Raw genomic sequence first — 19,136 nt, 5'->3', positions numbered from 1 at the left:
GAGCCGAGAACGGAGAAGATAGTGCCGACGACGTTTCCGAGTTCCGTCACCGAGGCCACATCGGATACGGTGCAGGACTGCCGCCGACGTGGTTGGACGGTCGCGGAAACGACCAACGGCGTCTGCCTGATCACCGATCAGCGGATCTCGGCCATCGAACTGACCGGCGCACTGGCCGCCACCGTGCGCCGGTACCTTCGGGCCAACAATCTGTCCGGTCCGGTGATCGAAATCCCTGGTCCGCAGCGCCGAGAAATTCATCTGGTGGTCGGTGCGGCCAAGGCGGCCATGGCGATCGGCGCACTGCGCGGCCTCGGCGCGATCGTGCACACCGACGGTGCGAGCATCCCGCTCCCGCCGACCCGACTTTCGGCCGGTTCGGCCTGCTGGGGAATTTCCCCGAATGAGGCCCGCTGGGTTCCGCCCGTGGTCGCGATCGCCGCCGCGGTGCGTACCGCCGAATCCGGCCGCAAACGACATGTCACCGATCTGGCGAGCTGAGACGGGGTCAGACCGAGGTCGGGTCCGATTCCGATCGAAGGGTCGTCGGCAGCGCGGCCGCGCTGTCGGTAACTGGTTCGCGAACAACGACTTTCCGTTGGATTCGCCGTAGCCAGGCCGGGGCCCACCAGCAGGCGTCACCGAGCAGCTTCATGGTCGCCGGGACCAGCAGCATGCGCAGGACGGTGGCATCGATGAACAGCGCGGTGACCATGCCGAGGGCGATGTACTGCATCATCACCAGATCCGACAGCGCGAACACACCGGTCACCACAATCAAGATCAGCGCGGCGGCGGAGATGATCCGGCCGGTGCGCGCGACTCCGGTGCGGACCGCGTCTGTCGTGGCAGCACCCGCCCTACGCGCCTCGACGATGCGGGCGAGCAGGAACACCTCGTAATCGGTGGACAGGCCGTAGATCACCGACACGATCAGCATCAGTACCAGCGACATGATCGGCTGCGGCGTGAAACCCAGCAGACCGGCCCCGTGCCCCTCGACGAAGATCCAGGTCAGCACGCCGATGGTGGCTCCGAGGCCGAGCAGGTTCAGCACAGCTACCTTCAGCGGCAACACGATTGAGCCGAAGGTGAGAAAGAGCAGTGCGGAGGTCGCGATGAATACCAACGCAAGCATCGGTGGTAGCCGGTCGAGCAGCGCGTCGATACTGTCGCGTTGTGCTGCCGGTTCGCCGCCGACGAGCACCGTTGTCCCCTTGGGCAGTTCCATCGAGCGCAGATAGTCGATGGTCGCGTCGGCGTCCGCCGAGCTGGCCAGCACGGTCTCGGTGGTGTAGACGAACGGTTGCGCCGGGCGCTGTGTCGGTTTCGGGAACGGTGCGGCCAGGCCGGGGGCCTGCTCGGCGCGCGTCACCACCGTCTCGATATCCGAACTGTTGTAGGTGATCATGACCAGATAGATCGGATCGATCCGCCGCAGCGGGAAGATCTCGTCGAAGTGCTGCTGCGCCGATCGAGTCGGGTGATCCGGCGGTAGAAAGCGCTCGGTAATGCCACCGAATGCCAGATGCTGCACCGGCGCGATGAGCAGCAGCAGTCCGGCGCAGAGCGGGATCGCGACGGCCAGTGGTCTTTTCATCACACCCGCGGCGACGCGGCCCCAGAAATTGTCCGAGATCTCGGCAGCGGATCTGGTCTTGCGGAACCAGTCGAATCCGAGCAGGTCCACCCTTTGGCCGAGCACGGCGAGCAGCGCGGGCAATAATGTGACGGCCGTCAGCGCGGCCAGTGCGATGGTGACGATCGCACCATAGGCGAACGATCTCAGAAATCCCTGCGGGAACAGCAGAATGCCGCCTGCCGCGGCCACCACGATCGTCGCGGAGAACACCACCGTGCGTCCCGCGGTCGATACCGACCGCCGGACCGCCACCGGCACCTCGTGGCCGTCGGCGAGCTCGTCGCGGAATCGGCTCACGATGAATAGTCCGTAGTCGATGGCCAGACCCAGCCCGATCATCGAAACCACCGGGGAGACAAAGGAGTTCACCTCGGTGACGGTGGTGATGGCGCGAATGATCCCCCAGGCCGCGAGCACGGTGAGCCCGCCGACGATCAACGGGAGCGCGGCGGCGACGACCCCACCGAAGAGGAAGAAGAGCAGTACCGCGACGGCGGGTATGGCGAACAGCTCCATCCGCGCCTGATCGTGGACCATCGTGTCGTTCAGCGCGCCAGCGACCGGCTGACCACCGGCGACCTCCATATCGATGCCCGGTACGTCGAACCCGTCGACGACCTTGCGGAAGTTGCGCATCAACTCGGTCTCGTCATGGCCTTTGACGGCAATGGAGGCGAACGCGTGCTTGCGGTCCTCGGAGCCGAACAGATCCGGCACCGCCACACCGGTTTCGGTGGGCCAGTACGTTCCGTTGACCTTCGCGATTTCATCGGGAAAGCGCCGCGGCAGCTCGTTCAGACTGTCGACGATCACGCTGGCGAATGCCGGATCGTCGATCGTCGCATCCGCGGGCGCGTGGTACAGCAGGATGACGTCGCCGCTGTGATCGCGCCCGAATACCTCGTCGCGCAATCGCGCCGCCTGTGCGGATTCCGAGTTCGGATCGTCCCATCCGCTGGAACTCAGATCGTCGCCGAGACCGAGACCATAAGCGCCCGATCCCAGCATCGCGACCACTATCACGCCGATCACGGTGAATCGTCGCCGGACGATGATATCTGCCCACTGCGTGAAATCGGCGAACAATCGCCGCCTCCTATGCGTGCGTGAATCGAACGGCCGGGACCAGCTGGATCGTAACAATGCCGCCGTCATCCACACAGGTATCGGTGCGGATTCCGACAGCACACAACAAATCAGGTGCTCCGATTGTGAGCTGGTCCGAAAAATGCGCGAAATCCCAGGTGGCACAAGGTTCTTCAGTCACCTCGTTGGGTTACTTCACAGTCCGTGCGGCGTGATTTGACGTGATCTACAGAATGTCGCCGACCCTCGTCGCCACCTCGATAGACTCGGCCCCGGTTTGTCCACGGTGTTGGACTTCGTTATGCATATCGCCCTATTCGCGCGGCGACGAGTAGCCGTATTCGGGAGGAACTGCGTGTCGGATATCGCTATTGTTGGTATCGGCTGTCGATATGCGGGCGGAATCGATTCGCCCGATTCGTTCTGGAAATTCGTGGTCGATAAACGCGACGGAGTCATCGAGATTCCGCGGGACCGGTGGGATTACCGCCGGTACTACGATCCGGATCCGCGCACTCCAGGCCGCAGTTACACCAAGCACGGTGCCTTCATGACGGTCGACCCATGGGAGTTCGACCCGGACTTCTTCGGCATCTCACCACGTGAGGCGACGGTGCTGGATCCACAGCAGCGTCTGATGCTGGAGGTGACCTGGGAGGCTCTTGACGATGCCGGGATCGCGGGCCGGGCGTCCGGTGCGCCGGTCGGCGTGTACGTCGGCGGGTTCGTGGTGGACCAGTCGGTGATCGGCGTGGTGGGTCCGGCGCTGTTCCACACCGATATGCACACACCGGCCAGCGCGTCCTACACGATGCTGTCCAATCGAATCGCCTACGCGCTCAACCTGACCGGTCCCGCCCTGACCGTCGATACGGCGTGTTCGTCGTCTCTGGTCGCCTTCCATCTGGCCTGCCAGGCGCTCGATAACGGTGATTGCACGGTGGCATTGGCCGGTGGCGTGAATGTGATGCTGCAGCCGGAAACATTCGTGCTGATGTGCAAGGGCAGCTTCCTGGCCGCCGACGGCCGCTGCAAATCCTTCGACGCCGCCGCCGACGGCTACGGCCGCGGCGAGGGCGCGGGCATGGTGGTGCTGAAGAAGCTCGACGATGCGGTGCGCGCCGGTGACCGCATCTACGCGGTGGTCAAGGCCACGGGGTCCAATCAGGACGGCCGCACGACAGCCATCACCGTGCCCAACGCCGATTCCCAAGAGGCGCTCGCACGTTCGGTGCGCACGCGCGCCGGCCTGTCCCCGAACGACATCACCTACGTGGAGGCGCACGGAACCGGAACGCTGGTCGGCGACCCGGTCGAGTTGCGCGCACTGGGACGCGCCTTCGGCGCTCCGGCGGGACGTTCGAGCATCCTCGGTGTCGGTTCGGTCAAGGCGACACTAGGTCATACCGAGGCCGCCGCCGGAGTCGCGAGTGTGATCAAGGCGGCGTTGGCGATTCGGCATCGCACGATTCCGCCACAGGGCTGGCTGGACAAGGCCAATCCGGATATCCCGTTCGACGAGTTGGGCTTGCGCGTGCAGGTGGACGCCGAAACGCTGCCGCCGGATGCCGCTCCGATGACGATCGCGGTCAACGGTTTCGGCTACGGCGGAACCAACGCCCACGCGATTCTTCAGGAGTACCGCACGCGACCGGCGGCACCGACCATCGGGACCGGACACCATCACGGCATCCTGCCGATTTCAGCCCGCAGCACCGGCGCCGCCCGAGCCCTCGCCGGGCGTTTCGCCGACCTGATCAGCGCGGGTGCCGATCCGGATCATCTGGCCGAAGCGGCGTGGACGCGACTGGCCCACCATCAGTACCGCACCGGCGTCCTCGTCGGCGAAACCGATGACCTGGTCAGGGATCTGCGGCAGTTCGCAGCGGGCGAGGGCCGCGATGCGGTGCGCACCGTGGTATCCCGTAATGACGAGCCGGTGTTCGTATTCTCCGGTATGGGCCCGCAGTGGTGGGGTATGGCACGCGAATCACTGTCCGCCGGTGGCATATTCGCCGAGACAGCGCAGCGGATCGATGCGGAGTTCCGAGCGGTCTCGGGCTGGTCGATTATCGAGGAGTTGCTGCGGCCCGAGGACGAATCGCGCATGACCAGCACCGAGGTCGCGCAACCGGCCAACTTCCTGGTGCAGGTCGCCTTGGTGGATGAGCTCGCGCAGTTCGGGATTCGGCCGACCGCCGTAGTCGGTCACAGTGTGGGCGAGGTGTCGGCGGCGTATGTGAGCGGGATGTTGACGCTGCCGGAGGCGGTACGGGTCGCTTATCACCGAGCCCGATTGCAGGCGACCACCGCCGGATCGGGCGGCATGCTAGCGGTCGGACTCACGCCGGACCGGGCCCGCGAACTCGTCGGTGACGATCCGCGCGTGGATATCGCGGCGATCAACAGCGGGAACTCCCTTACCCTGTCCGGTGCTGTCGACCGTTTGGACGAGATCGCCGAAAAGCTCACCGAGGACGCGGCTTTCGCGCGTCGACTGCGGGTGGAGGTGCCGTATCACAGCCGGTTGATGGATCCGATCCTGGACGAGCTGCGCGCCGAGCTCGCGGATCTGTCGCCGCGTCCGCCGCGCGTGCCGCTGTATTCGACCGTGACCGGCGATCTCGTCACGGATGCCGACTGGGACGGCGAGTACTGGTGTGCGAATGTCCGTCAGCCGGTGCGGTTCTTCGATGCCATCACCAAGGTGATCGCGGCGGGCAGTCGGGTATTCCTGGAAGTCGGGCCGCATCCGGTGCTGTCGGGCAATATTCGCGAGGCCCTGCTCGACGCCGACGTGCACGGCACCACGGTGGCAACACTCGACCGCAAGGAGCCGGATTCGGCGAGCATCCGACGCACGCTGATCGGCCTCTACGGTGCCGGCGTGCTGAACCAGGAGGTGCTGTTCCCGCCGGACCGTCCCGCCACCGCACACGTGCCGCTCCCCCGCTATCCGTGGCAGCGGACTCGATTGCATTCGACGCTACCGCTTTTCGAGCAGGCCAGGCTCGGGACACCGGACACCTACGCCATGCTCGGCGATCCGGATGTCGAGGGCCGATCGGACTGGCTGTTGCAGGTCGGTTCCGAATTGCTGCCCTGGTTGGCCGATCATGTGGTCAACGGTGTGCGGATCATGCCGGGCGCGGCATATCTGGATGCCGCGCTCAGTGCGACGGCGACGCGGCTGGGCGTCAAACGGGTTGCGCTGGAACAGGTTCGGTTCGTCGCGCCGCTGATCATGGCCGCACCGGATGTGCCGCTCATGGCATTGAGCGTCGAGGAGTCGAGCGGCAGGTTCCTGATCAGATCGCGCAATGCCACCGGGACGGCGTGGACTGTGCACTCGTTCGGCCGGACGCTGACCGGCAGCCACGCGCCGACGAAAGCGACGGTGCCCACCATCGATGTCGGTATCGATATCGATCCGGCGATGTTCTACTCCGGTCTGGCGGCCGCGGGCTTGCAGTACGGCCCCGCCTTCCAGCGGGTGACATCGGTGCGGGTGGGCAAGGACGCGGTGGTGGCGACGGTCGACGGCACGATCGCCGCGGACTCCGGACATCTCGCGCATCCGGCCGTGGTCGATGCCGCGATGCAGACCGCGGCGCTGCTGTTCGCCGACGAGCGGATCAATGAGGGCATCATGGTGCCCGTCGCGGTCGCGGCGGTCCGACTGCTCGCGCCGATTCCGGACCGGATCACCGTGGTCGCGCGCCGCGATCCGCGAGCGCGGCTGCGCGCCGATGTGGATCTGCTCGACGCCGAGGAGAATCTGGTGCTGCGGTTGACCGGACTGCAGATCGGCGCGCTGAAACCGGGCGACGATCCGCTGCACCGCATGGCGGATTTCTATTACGCCGACACCATGGAACAGCGCGATCCCATCGATCCGGCCGGATTGGGCGATACCGGTCCGGTGGCCACAGTCGTTATTGCGCTCGGAAAGAGCAGCCGCGCCGAGCAATTGGCGGAAGCGATCCCGGAATCGCGGCTCTACCTCGCCGATCCGGCCGGACCGGAACCGGCGACGGAACTGGTCACCCACCTGCTGGCCGCGCGGACGGAGGAGGTGCGGCGACTGCACGTCTGTGTCGTCGTCGGCACCGTCGAGGACGATCTCGCGGACCTGTGGACGCTCAAGCGGATCGCCGTCGCCGTGCACGAATTCGCCAACCCTCCGTCCTCCGACGGCACGCCGCAGACGGTCTTCGGCGACGGCTCGGCCCACGTCACCCTGGTAACCGAGCGCGCGTTCACCCTGCCGGACAGTGCGATCGCGCCGGATTCCCGACATGCCGCGCTGGCCGGGGCGCGGCGGGTGCTGTTGAACGAGCAGACGCCGTTGCGGTGGCGACTCATCGACGTCGAGCCCGATACCAGCATTGCCGAACTGCTCGCGGAATTGGCAGTGCCCGGGGCGTTTTCGTACGACAACTCCGACGAGGTGCTGCTGCGCGACGGTAAGCGCTGGGTGCCCGTGGTGACCAAACCTCTGCCCGAGCGTCTCGAAGCACTCGATACTTCTGAGCCGCTGACCGACCCTGAGCTCAATTTCGAGCTCGAACTCCCCCGAACCCGGCTGCTGTCGGCGCTGGCCTGGCGGCAGTGCCCGCGCCAGGAACCGGGTCCCGATCAGGTCGAAGTCCGCATGCGGGTCATCGGGCTGAACTATAAGGATCCGCTCAAGGTCATCGGGCTACTCGGCGAAAGAGAGCTGGCACCAACGTATTTCGGCACCGTGCCCGGCATGGAGGGCGTCGGCACCGTGGTGCGGGTCGGTGCCGAGGTCGAGGGCGTCTCCGTTGGCGATCTGGTCGCGGTCGCGGCCAAGGGCATGATGCGGCGCTTCGCCATTGTCGATCGACAGCTGGCCATCCCGCTGCCGCCCGATGCCGACCCCGGATACTGCACCAGCACCATCGCTTTCGGCACCGCCGAATACGCACTGCTGGATCTGGCCCGATTGGAGCCGGGTGAGACGGTGCTGATCCATGGTGCGGCCGGTGGTGTCGGTACGGCGGCCATTCAGGTCGCCAAGGCGGTGGGTGCGCGGATCATCGGTACGGCCAGTTCCGATGAGCGGCGGGCACATATCCTCGCCCTTGGCGCCGATCACGCGATCAATTCGCGGTCGCTCGACTTCGTCGACGATGTATTGGCCCTGACCGACGGCAAGGGTGCCGAGGTCGTGCTCAGCAGCGCGCCCGGGGAGATCCTGCGCCAGAACTTCAATGCCGTCGCCGAATTCGGGCGCATCGTCGAGGTCGGCAAGGCCGATATCTACACCGGCGGGCTGCTCGAGCTGGCCAATTTCGACAAGAACGTGGCCTACTACTCGATGGACCTGGACCGGCTGGTGGCGGTTCGTCCACAGCGGCTGGCAAAGCTGCTCGAGCGGGTGTACGAGAAGGTCCTCGCGGAGATCTACCGGCCGCTGCCGTACCAGATGTTCGAGACCGAGGAGGTGGGCAAGGCCTTCGAGGAAACCATCCGATCGACCCGGCTCGCCCGGATCGCACTCCGGATGGACTCCCCGGAGCCGCCGGTCCGGCCGTACCTGCCCGAGATCGAGATCCATTCCGATGCAACCTATCTCGTCACCGGCGGGTTCGGCGGATTCGGGATGGCGACCGGTCGCTGGCTGGTGCTGCGCGGCGCCCGCAGACTGGTACTGCTCGGTCGCAGCGGTGCGAGCAGCGGGGAGGCGCGCCGACAGCTCGACGCCTGGCGCACGATCGGCATCGAGGTGATCGAGGAACTGGTCGATGTCACCGACGCCGATGCGGTCGCCGATGTCGTGGCCCGCGCCCACAGCACCGAGCACCCGCTGCGTGGCATCTTCCATGCCGCTGGATCAGTGGCCGACAACCGACTCGACCAGATGGAATACGAACAACTGGCCAAGGTGTACCTGCCGAAGGTGCACGGTGCGCGCGCACTGCATCGCGCGGTCTCCGATGCCGGTATCCGGCTGGATATGTTCGTGCTGTATTCCTCCGGCGGCTCGATGTACGGAATCTACGGCCAGTACAACTATTGCGCGGCCAATGTCGCGGTAGAGGCGCTGGCCGAAGAGTGGTCCAGAGCGGGCGAGCGGGCGCTGTGCGTCGGGTGGGGCCACCTATCGGGAGCGACCGGTGGGATGGCCGCCGACGAAACGGCCGTCAAATACCTCGACCTGGTCGGCTTCGGACCGATCGATATGGCCGATGCCACCGCCTATTTGGAGCAGACACTGCGCCTGGGCGAAACGCGGGCGGCGATCATCCCCACCGACTGGGCCAAGCTCACCGGCACCTTCCCACAGCTGTCCCGCACCGGCCGGACCATCGAACTGGCCAAGGCCTCCGCCAAGGACACCTCCGAACTGGCACGGCTGCGGTCCGAATTGGTCGAGATGGACGAAACCAAGCGCGGACCGTTCATCGCCCGCAAGATGGCCGAGGAACTCGCCGTCGTCATGGGCGTGCCGGTGGATTCGATCGATATGACGGTGCCGGTTCCCGAGCTCGGGCTGGATTCGCTGATGGCGGTGGAATTGGGCGCGCGCGTCACCAAAACCCTCGGCATCGACCTCATGTCGCTACAGATGGGTCGATCGTTCAGCCTGGAACAGGCCGGTCCGAAGGTTGCGGAACTGATTCTGGCCGCCGAATCCGGTCAGTCACAACCGATTCCGGTCCCGGTAGTCACGACGAGCGCGACCAATGGGTCCGCACACCACACCGCGGCCGGGAACGGATCGACACCGGAAGGCACCCTGACACCGATCGCCGTACCGCAGCACTGACCGCCCTTATCGACGAATCGAGGTATCGCTGTGGTCGAGTTCGGCCTTATCGACGAATGGAGCCCGGCCCCGGGGCGGCTGGTCACCTGGGTTGCCGCACCGGAATCGGTAGCGCGGGCCGCCAAAGCACCCGTCCATCCCGCACCACCGTCACATCAACAGGAACAGTATCTGCGCCTCGCGGATCGGCACGCCGCCGCCGACTTCCGCTACTCCGGCCTGTGTCTGATCACGGCCGAGATACCGATCGGTGATCTCGACCTGGATGCGATGACCCACGTCATCAATGCATTCCTCGTGCGCCACGACACCTTTCGGACCTGGTTCGCCATCGATTCCGGTGGCACGGTGCGGCGCCACTTGGTCGCCCCGGATGTGGTCGATTTCGTGCCGATCGATTACGGCCGTCTGGATGACGCCGAAGCCATCCGCGAGCATGTGCAGAAGACGACCCCCGGTCCGTTCCAATGGGATTGCTTCACCTTCGGCGCGATCGAGCACGGTGAATCGACCACGGTCTACCTGGCCGTCGACCATCTGCACACCGACGGGCTCGGACAATACCTGTCCTGTTTCGACCTGGCCCACCTCTACGCCCAGCAGGTCTGGTCGGATGTCGAGGACTTGCCCCCGGCGGCGAGCTATCTCGACTACTGCGTCATGGAACGCCAGTACACCGCGGCGATGACCCTCGCCTCACACGGCGTTCGGAAATGGCTGGAGCTGATCCGCGGCAATGACGGCGAATTACCGTCCTTCCCTTTGGATCTCGGCAAGAGAACGGACGGTTACAACCGCAGTGCCCATCGCAGCATCACCTTGATGGACGAGAACGACGCGCGTCGATTCGAAAAGGTCTGTCGGGACAACGATGCCGAATTCGTCGGTGGTGTCTTCGCCGCGGCGGCGCTGGCCGAGCGCAAACTCGTCGACAGCGACTATTACTTCGGCATGACACCGATCAGCACCCGCACGTCTGCGGCGGAACGCGCCTCGGTCGGCTGGTATGTCTCCCTGGTTCCGGTGGCCTTTCCGATCGGCACCACCAGCTTCGCTCGCGCCGTGACCATCGCGCAGCGGGCCTATGAGAACGGTATTCGGCTGGCGCCCACATCATTTCACCGTGTGCTGGAATTGCTGCCCGCCGATACCGATATCAAGGCCGGGCCGGGTTGGTCGACACCGATGATCTCGTATGTGGACGCGCGCGACTTCATCGGCCACGAATTCTTCGGCGAGGTGCGCGGGGGCGTGTATGCCAATCGCGCGGCCTCCGAGGAGGTTCTGGTGTGGGTCAACCGGCTGCCGCAGGGGACTTCGTTGAGCGTCATCTATCCCGATACCCCGGTGGCACACGAATCAGTCGATCGCTATGTGTCCGCGATGCGGGCGGTGTTCACGTCGGTCGTCGGTACTACGTGACCAATTCCATCAGCCCCCGTGGATCGGATGGCATCACCTCGGTCGGGAAGTTGAATCGCACCAGCCGATGTGGCGGGGCCGCGTCGAAATGAGCGACGGATGACGGTATGAGACCTCCGATCACCTTGTCCAAGAAGCTGTTCACATGCGCGAAGCCGGGCCGCAGGTGGACCGGCCAGCTGCTCAGGCGACCGGCGGGCACCTCGACAGTCGCCTGCTTCGCCACCCGCGCCACCAGCGGCCAGTGCACCGAGAAGGCCAGCCACATATCCAGCGATTCCACCGCGCCCTCGCTGAAATCAAGTCCGCGCAGCAGTGTCAGACCGCCGATGATCGGCATGACATTCGACGGGAAAGGCGCTATGCCGCTGCCGAATTGGAGGTGGGTGCTATCGACGAAATGCGCCTCCTCGCGCGAGACGACCATATCGCCGGAACGTGTTTCGGCGCGATAGTCCTGCGCGCGCAACCAGCCGTCGACCCGCTGGAACCGCTGTTCGATACGGATCGTCGGATCGCCGTCACCCGGGCGCATTTCGACGGTCGAGCGATACCCGTCGTCCTCGTGCGCCACCACACTGGTCACCTCGAATCGGTGCGGCTGATCCGCGATACCGACGGTGTACACGGATTTCTCACCATCAGGAATACCGGGATCACGGAAGGCGGTGGTGTGCACAAGTCCTCCTATCGGCGACGATATGGATCGTATTCAAATCGCTTGCGGCAGTTGGGGATACGCGAAATCGTGATCCCTGCGACTATTCACAAAATATCCTCACTGCAGACCGTATTCCGCACATAATGCCCGCCGCCGCGCTGTTCATTGCTCGAGCGCCGCACCGAGTACGGACCACGAATTGTGCAGATCCTCCTGCCAATACCCCCAGGAATGCGTGCCGGTGCGCCGGAAATCGAAGGTGGCCGGAATATCCAACTCGCGGAACCGATCGCGCAATTGTTCGGTGCACCTGGCGGTGATGGCATCCAACACGCCACCGACGAACAGTTGGTCCACGAGTTTCACCGGATTCGCATCGATGCCCGGTCCGTCCAGCGTATCGAGCGGTCCCGGCTGCCCGGTGCCGGTGGATACGTAGATGGTCGTACCGCGCAGCTGGTCGGCATGGAGATAGGGATCGTTGGCGGCCCACGCCGGATCCGTAGGAGGTCCCCACATATTCAGCGGATTTCCGCGACGTGCGGTCACAATGGCATTCACCATCGCTTGTCCCGGCGGGTCACTGGTGCGCACACAACCGCTGTAGGAGCCGATGGCACGGTAGAGGCCGGGTGCGGCGATGGCGAGTCGGAATACCGCCGAACTCGCCATCGAAAGGCCCGCAACGGCATTGGCCCCGGTACCGCGAAAAGCCGAGTCGATAATCGACGGCAGCTCCCCGGTGAGAAAGGTGGTCCAGCGCTGCCTGCCGATCACCGGGTCGTCGGCCCGCCAATCCGCGAAGAAGGTGCCGCCACCCCCGACCGGCATCACCACGGTGACCTGCTTATCGGCGAAGAATCGCTCGACATCGGTCTTGGTGAGCCAATTGCTGCCATCACTCCAGACCCCGGTATCGGTGCCGCCGTCGAAGCCGTTGAGCAGATACAGGGTCGGCGCTGGTTGCGAATTGTCCACCGCCGGAAGGACTTCAACGGGCACGGTCCGCCCCATCGCCTCGGAATATACGGCCAGATCGAGCACCCGTCCCGGCCCTTGCGCCGCGGTGAGCAGTCGTGATCCATCGGGCGCCTGCCGCGCCGCGGCCAACGCCCGCACCGGTATCGGCGCATCCGAGCCCGATGCGGAATCCGCGAGCGCGATACCGCTGGCACACACGAGGACCGCGGTCGTGCACAGCGCGACCAAACGCGGACCACTCCAGAGCTCCACCCGCCACCTCCGATCGGTAAACGGCACGTTCGGGCCGAAGGTAGGCCGAGATCGCGCGGCGGTGGAACGGCCCGGCCGGAATTTGGGTGATCTCGTCAGCCGCCGCCGAACCATCTGGTATCCGCCACAAATGCGGCCGACTACATCGGGTACCGGCTGTGCTGGTGCGGATTGTGTTCGGCGCTCCCGCACGCGGTCGCGGTGCATCCGGATCGCCCGGTGTGCGGGTAAGCGCACCGGTCTCGACGAAGGTGCCCGAATCCAGCAGTGCGCGTGCGCGTTCGCGGAGCATCGGAATTCACTTGGCCGGCACCCGATGCCCGGTGCCGCCTGACCATCCCCTCCGCGGTCAGACGGCGGCAACTGACGCGCGAGGACATCGGCAGTCGAGATGTTGTTACCATTTGGATGATAGACGCATCCGAATATGCATGACAACGCCGAAGGGAGCACGATCGCGCGCCACCAGCTACATCTCGGCCATTCGTAGCGCCGCGCGTGATCATCGAACCGGTACGCTGCGCGGTGCCGCAGGAAGCAAAGGGAACAGCGAAGGGACCGATGGTTCGTCTGACGAGGGCACAGCAGCAGGACGCCACCCGCAGAAAGGTGTTGGCCGCGGCCAAGTCCGAGTTCGCGCAGCGCGGATTCCGCGGCGCGACGGTCGACGGTATCGCCGAGCGCGCGGACATGACCCGCGGTGCGGTCTATTCCAATTTTCCGGGCAAGCGGGCGCTATATCTCGCGGTGCTGGCACACGAAGCCGAACAAGCTCCCGCACCCGCTGGCCACCCGAAGGCCGATACGCCAGCCGCCGCGCTCGGCGCATTCGCCAGCACCTGGCTCGAGCAGCTGCCGCAGTCGAGCCACTACGAGTACAGCGAGGACGAGCAGTTCACCTCTCCCGCGCTGAGTGTCGACTTCGTACCCGAAGTCCTGATGAGCGAACAGATCCGGCGACCGTTCGCACAGCTGCTCGCGCTCGACGCGTTGCTGCTCGCCGCATCGCTGCGGGCAATCAGCCAACCGACGTCGGCGCCGCTGGAAAGTTTCATCGCCAGCGCCGAATCCGTGCTGACGATCCTGTACGGGACGACCCAGCTGTCCTACGTCGCGCCCGAATTCACCGATCCGGCACGGGCCATCGCATTGTGCGAACAGGTCGCGCTGCTCGGCGGCGTGAAAACGCCGAGCCCGCCCACCCCCGCCGATGCGCGCGTCACTCGGGTCGACGAGCCTTGGGAGCCACCGAGCTGCATCGATCGGGTGCGCGCCGATTCGGCGCGGCTCGACGGCGACGGCCTGGTCGCCGTCGTCGGCATGCACCGGATCGCCACCATCGAAGCGGCGCTGTCGATCTGGCCCGAGCACACCGATATCACGCTGGCGCTGGTGAGTGACCGCCCCGCGGAACTCGCACCGCTGGCGCGGCTGGCGATCGCGGATATCTGCCGGTCATTGCGCCATGCCTTCCCGGCGGCGGCGCTACCTCGGCTACAGGTGATCGTCGATGATGCCGCAATGCTCGCTGCCGCATGCGGATTCGATCGGGTCGACGACAATTCCGAATTCGCTGTCATCGTCGAGAACGGCCGCATCACGACGCGGGCCGAAGGGCGGGGCGCGGGCAAGGCCGCGGCAACCGCACACATGAAGTCATCGACTGCGGACCGAGCGTGAATCTTCCAAGGTGCCGAGCGATTTAGCCAACGCCTGACAGGCGCCCGTCCCGGTCGCCCGCGCCACCACCCGTTCGCCGTCGACGAAGACCGCACTCTCGGTGTCGTCGTCGACGATATCGACCCCGCACGCCCGTGCGAGTTTGCCGGATTCGTCGAGCACCACCTGCATGCCGGGAACCGCGGGGCACGGAAACGCGGCGCGCAGCGACCGGCTGATATCGCTGACCGCGAGGCGAGCCAGCTGCGCCACCTCCGTCCCGTCGTCGGTCGCCATCGCGATCGTGGTGCGACCTCCGCTGGGCCGGTCGCGCAGGATATCGGCGACGGCGCCGAGCTTGTTCATCCCGAGCACGGCAACGACGTTCGCGCCCGAAAGCTCGGCGGTCACCGTATGGACGAGGTCGCGGCACGGTGGTGGCATCCACGGTTCGTCGACGGCCGCCACCGCGACGGTGTCCGTCGTAGCCCGCGTGGTGTCGTCGATTCGGTGGTGCACCATCTGCTCGCATGCGGCGATCACTTTGGCTCGGTCCACGAATTCCGGTGCGACGAAGGACAATTGGGTCGCACCATAGAGCAAGGTGATCACCGATTCGGCGATGCCGAGCCAACGGCCGGGCAGTACCGACCCGCCGCCGCCGTCGAGACCCGCCAGCGCCAGGCCGAGGAGGATGGCGTCCAGTTTGATCAGCTGCACGAACGAGCCGCGCAGACATTCGTCGACAACGAGTTCCGGGATCAAGTCGTGCGCCAGCATCGGTGAGCGCAGCTGTGAGACGCCGCCGACCGGGAAGTTTGCCGAACCGGGGAGCCGGTCCACCCAGGTCCGGGCGAATCGGCCGACGGCCGCCACCGGGGTGCGCGCCGGGCCATCATCCAGCAGTTCCGGCGCCCGCTCGGCTTCCGCGGCTAGCACGGCCAGGTACAACGCCCGCTTACCAGCGAAGTTGGAGTAGACCGCGCCGCGGGTGAGGTCCGCGCGCTCGGCGATGTCATCCACCGTCGCCCCGCGGAAACCGCGTTCGGCGAATTCGGCCTTGGCAGCCGCTAGGACCCGGTCGCGATTGCGTTGCTGCAATGCGGCTCTGCTCTGACGACTCATCGGTTCTCCACCAACCGTTCTGTTCGTTTACAGATGCGCATACCATCCAAATGTTGATACCATCTCAATGCTACGTGCGACTGAGTACGAGCGAGGCGGGCATCGAAGGACGGGTAGTGGGCATCACCAGGTACGAATCCGGGTCGCGAACCGCGGCCGCGGTGCTCGATGAGGCCAGGCGTCTGGTCGAGCCCGCATATCGCTCCTCCCTGGATCGCATTGCCCCACCCATCAGAATGATCGTCGGCTACCACGCGGGTTGGTTGGACGCCACGGGGCGGCCGAGCAAACAGGTCGGCAAATCGATCCGGCCGGCACTGGTACTCGCATCCGCCAAAGCCGTGGCTGCGGCGGAGCCACCGCAGGGTGTCACCGAAGCCGTCGCGGTCGAACTCGTGCACGATTTCTCCTTGCTGCAGGACGAGCTGCTGGACGGCGACGAGCAGCGGCGCAACCGCCGATCGGCCTGGTCGGTCTTCGGCGAACGCGGCGCCCAGCTCGCGGGGGACGCACTACTGGCCATGGCGATCAACGAGATGGTCGGCCGCCCAGGAATCACGCTGCTGTCGAAAGCCCTCGACGCCCTATGCAACGAACAGCCCGCCGATATCGACGCCGACCACCGCGAGACCGTGGACGAATCGCTCGCCATGATCGAGTCCAAAACCGCGGCCCTGTTGTCCTGTGCCTGCGAGATGGGCGCGATCGCCGGTGGCGCCGCCCCGGACCAAGCCAGAGCACTGGCCGAATTCGGACACCACCTCGGCATCGCATTCCAATTGATCGATGACATGCTCGGCATCTGGGGCAATCCGAGCATGACCGGCAAGCCGCTCTACCCCGACCTCGCCGATCGCAGGAAATCCCCGCCGATCGCGCGCGCCCTGGATTCGACCGGGCCCACCGCGGATGCGCTGCGCGAGTTGTATCGAGATGCCGGACGAGATGCCGAAACGCTGCACCGGATCGCCTGCCTGATCGAACTCACCGGAGCACGCGAGTGGGCGGAACGGGAAGCTCGGCGACAGCTCGATGCCGCGCTGGACTGCCTGGCGGACGTATCCGCCGACGATGCCACCGAGGACCTCCGACTACTTGCCGCGATGATGACCAGCAGGTCCGCATGAAGAACTCGATCGATTCGATCCCGCTAGCTCCGAACACTGTCCCGATTCTCGGCCATGGCTTCCGTTTTCTCACCGACCCGATCGGATTTCTGTCCGCACTCCCCGCGCACGGCCGCCTGAGCCGAGTCCAATTGGGGCCGCTGCCGGTCGTGGTGGTCTGCGATCCCGAGCTGGCCCGGGTGGTACTGCTCGACGACCGCACCTTCGACCGTGGCGGACCACTCTACGATCGCTCCCGCGAGGTCGCTGGCGACGGTATCGGCAGCTGCCCGCACAGCAGGCACCGCCGACAGCGCCGCCTGTGCCAGCCCGCGTTCCAGTCGGGGCGAATGCCCGGATACTCCGAGGCGATGGTCGACTCGATCGAAGACGTGCTCGGCGCCTGGCAGGACGGACAGCACATCCAGCTGGGCGCGGAAATGTCGAAACTCACTGTCCGAGTGGCGGTTCGGACGATGTTCTCCTCGTCGTTCCCGGAGCACTCGGTACAGCAGGTCGCCGATGATTTCGCGACCATTGCCGGAAGCATATTCCGGCGGATGGTGCTGCCACCGGTCATCAATCGACTGCCCACACCGGCGAACCGGCGCTACTACCAGGCGCGGAACCGGCTGCGAGCGGTGGCCGCCGAACTCATCGAACAGCGGCGGGCCGACACTCGCGACCACGGCGATCTGCTGTCCTCGCTGATGCGTGCCCGCGATCCGGACTCCACCGGCGCACAGGTCACGATGAGCGACGAGGAACTGATCGACCAGGTATTCACTTTTCTGTTCGCGGGCTCGGAAACCACCGCGAGCACATTGACTTGGGCGCTGTATCTGCTCGGACGAAATCCGGAGCTACGACGGCAGGTTCAGCAAGAGGTCGATACCGTGCTGAGCGATCAAACCGCCCGCTACCAGGACCTGGAGCACCTGCCGGTCGTCAATCGGGTGGTGACCGAAACGCTGCGGTTGTATCCGGCCGGATGGTTGCTCACCCGGGTGGTTTCGGCCGATACCACCCTCGACGGCGTTGCGCTTCCGGCGGGCACGACCGTCGCGGTCAGTCCGCACGTCATTCATCGGCGTGATGAAATCTACGAGCGGGCGGGCGAATTCGTGCCCGATCGGTGGATCGGCGTGGAGCCGGACCGAACCCTGTTCATATCCTTCGGCGCCGGTGCGCGCCGCTGTATCGGTGACCAATTCGGGCTGGTCGAGTCCAGTTTGGCACTGGCGACGATCGCGGCACGCTGGCGTGTCGCTCCGCTGTCGACTCGGCCCGTATCCGTCTCGCTCGCACAGCTGCCCGCACCGACCAAACTCGGTATGCGGGTGTGGCGTCGAAATCCGGTGGCCGTCAACGCGTCCGCATCGGAGCCGGGGTAGGTAGAGCTATGGCCGCGCCACCCGAAGCGCCCGAGTGCCGCCGGGTCGGCGTACTGACCAGCGGCCTGCTGCGTGAGATCCACATCTGCTGGTCGTTCAGCGCAGGCGATCTGACCGCAACCGTTGTGCCCGCCACGACCTTCGCCGTCGCGGCCTGGGCGAGCACCCATACCGGTGTCGCAGCACTGCCGCTGGTGTTGGCCGAATGTCTGGTCTATTTCTGGCTTTACATCTACACCTTCAACCTTTCCAACCAGCTGACCGGGATCGAGGAGGATCGCCGCAACAAGCCGCACCGGCCGCTGGTCGTCGGACTGGTCAGCCCGCAGGGCGCCAGGTGGCGGCTGATGTGGGTCACTGCCACCTTCCTCGTTCTGGGTGCGGTGCTGGGGGTCCTGGAATGGACGGTGCTCTGGATAGTGGCGTGGTGCTTCCACGATCAGTTCGGCGGGGCCCGCACACTGTGGGGTAAGAATGCCGCGATGGTGGCGGGGACGATCGCCCAACTCGCTGCCGCCTGGCAGATCGTGACTCCCCTGACCCCCGCGGCCTGGACCTGGATCGCGGCGATCGCCATACCCTTGGGTGTGTTGGTATCGCTGCAAGATCTGCGCGATATCGACGGCGACGTGGCAGTCGGAAGACGCACCGCCGCAGTGGTTTTCGGTGAGGTGGCCTGCCGTCGGTTCTTCGCTGCGGCATTCTCGGGTTATCCGATTGCCATGCATTTCCTCGTTTATCGGAACGCACCGCTCCCCGCGGCGCTGGTCGGGATAGCCGCCGCGCTGCTGTCCTTCGTCATCGCCTACCGCGTGCTGCGGCTGCGCGATCGCCGTGCCGATCACACCACCTACCTTCTCTACACCTACTGGTACTGCCTGACTCTGGCCAGCGCGGTCTTGGCCTTCGGACCGTGACGAATCACGATCATCGGCAGGACGCGCCCACTCAGATCCGGGGAGGGATCGGATTACCCGGACCGGATGAACGCGACCTGCCCTCGAACACCGCT

11 protein-coding genes are annotated in these 19,136 nt (G+C 65.5%); 7 read left to right on the top strand and 4 right to left on the bottom strand.

Annotated elements, in window-relative coordinates:
• The first annotated feature begins 21 nt into the window (after positions 1 to 21).
• Positions 22 to 501 (top strand): hypothetical protein, encoded by a 480-nt coding sequence (locus tag ACQP1T_RS17750; RefSeq protein WP_433761616.1) that lies wholly within the window; start codon positions 22 to 24, stop codon positions 499 to 501.
• Between the two features lie 7 nt (positions 502 to 508).
• Here the strand turns inward: ACQP1T_RS17750 and ACQP1T_RS17745 are convergent, their stop codons facing one another.
• Positions 509 to 2,728: an MMPL family transporter gene (locus tag ACQP1T_RS17745; RefSeq protein ID WP_433761615.1), complete on the bottom strand. Its 2,220-nt coding sequence runs from the start codon at positions 2,726 to 2,728 to the stop codon at positions 509 to 511.
• Positions 2,729 to 3,083: 355 nt separating this feature from the next.
• On the opposite strand from ACQP1T_RS17745, the gene ACQP1T_RS17740 reads away from it, so the two are divergent.
• Entirely contained in the window at positions 3,084 to 9,524 is a 6,441-nt protein-coding gene (locus tag ACQP1T_RS17740; RefSeq protein WP_433761614.1) for a type I polyketide synthase, read from the top strand.
• 30 nt (positions 9,525 to 9,554) lie between these two features.
• On the top strand, positions 9,555 to 10,946 hold the full coding sequence (locus ACQP1T_RS17735; RefSeq protein ID WP_433761613.1) for a condensation domain-containing protein: 1,392 nt from the start codon (positions 9,555 to 9,557) through the stop codon (positions 10,944 to 10,946).
• Here ACQP1T_RS17735 and ACQP1T_RS17730 read toward each other — a convergent pair.
• Complete coding sequence (locus ACQP1T_RS17730; RefSeq protein WP_433761611.1) at positions 10,939 to 11,625, bottom strand: hypothetical protein; 687 nt, start codon at positions 11,623 to 11,625, stop codon at positions 10,939 to 10,941. The two genes, ACQP1T_RS17735 and ACQP1T_RS17730, sit on opposite strands and share 8 nt — an antisense overlap.
• A 144-nt stretch (positions 11,626 to 11,769) precedes the next feature.
• On the bottom strand, positions 11,770 to 12,840 hold the full coding sequence (locus ACQP1T_RS17725; RefSeq protein ID WP_433761610.1) for an alpha/beta hydrolase: 1,071 nt from the start codon (positions 12,838 to 12,840) through the stop codon (positions 11,770 to 11,772).
• Positions 12,841 to 13,401: 561 nt separating this feature from the next.
• On the opposite strand from ACQP1T_RS17725, the gene ACQP1T_RS17720 reads away from it, so the two are divergent.
• A complete protein-coding gene (locus ACQP1T_RS17720; protein ID WP_433761609.1) occupies positions 13,402 to 14,520 on the top strand; it encodes a TetR/AcrR family transcriptional regulator in 1,119 nt (372 codons plus the stop codon).
• Here ACQP1T_RS17720 and ACQP1T_RS17715 read toward each other — a convergent pair.
• The gene (locus ACQP1T_RS17715) at positions 14,497 to 15,624 is read right to left on the bottom strand and encodes a TetR/AcrR family transcriptional regulator (protein ID WP_433761607.1); all 1,128 of its coding nucleotides are present in this window, start codon (positions 15,622 to 15,624) and stop codon (positions 14,497 to 14,499) included. The genes ACQP1T_RS17720 and ACQP1T_RS17715 overlap by 24 nt on opposite strands.
• 116 nt (positions 15,625 to 15,740) lie before the next feature.
• Between ACQP1T_RS17715 and ACQP1T_RS17710 the strand changes: the two genes are divergently transcribed.
• The 3 genes from ACQP1T_RS17710 to ACQP1T_RS17700 are packed head-to-tail and all read left to right on the top strand — an operon-like array spanning position 15,741 to position 19,041.
• Complete coding sequence (locus tag ACQP1T_RS17710) at positions 15,741 to 16,751, top strand: polyprenyl synthetase family protein (RefSeq protein ID WP_433761606.1); 1,011 nt, start codon at positions 15,741 to 15,743, stop codon at positions 16,749 to 16,751.
• On the top strand, positions 16,748 to 18,124 hold the full coding sequence (locus ACQP1T_RS17705) for a cytochrome P450 (RefSeq protein WP_433761604.1): 1,377 nt from the start codon (positions 16,748 to 16,750) through the stop codon (positions 18,122 to 18,124). Before ACQP1T_RS17710 ends, ACQP1T_RS17705 begins: the two co-directional genes overlap by 4 nt.
• An 8-nt stretch (positions 18,125 to 18,132) precedes the next feature.
• Complete coding sequence (locus ACQP1T_RS17700) at positions 18,133 to 19,041, top strand: UbiA family prenyltransferase (RefSeq protein ID WP_433761602.1); 909 nt, start codon at positions 18,133 to 18,135, stop codon at positions 19,039 to 19,041.
• Positions 19,042 to 19,136 lie beyond the last annotated feature (95 nt).

It is taken from the genome of Nocardia sp. CA-135398 (assembly GCF_050955845.1).
Lineage (GTDB): Bacteria > Actinomycetota > Actinomycetes > Mycobacteriales > Mycobacteriaceae > Nocardia.
This window is presented reverse-complemented; position numbering and strand designations above follow the sequence as displayed.

Excerpts from the sequence above, each read along its gene's own strand:
- ACQP1T_RS17720 (WP_433761609.1), top strand. The coding sequence starts at position 13,402 with ATGGTTCGTCTGACGAGGGCACAGCAGCAGGACGCCACCCGCAGAAAG.
- ACQP1T_RS17715 (WP_433761607.1), bottom strand. The coding sequence starts at position 15,624 with ATGAGTCGTCAGAGCAGAGCCGCATTGCAGCAACGCAATCGCGACCGG.
- ACQP1T_RS17705 (WP_433761604.1), top strand. The coding sequence starts at position 16,748 with ATGAAGAACTCGATCGATTCGATCCCGCTAGCTCCGAACACTGTCCCG.
- ACQP1T_RS17700 (WP_433761602.1), top strand. The coding sequence starts at position 18,133 with ATGGCCGCGCCACCCGAAGCGCCCGAGTGCCGCCGGGTCGGCGTACTG.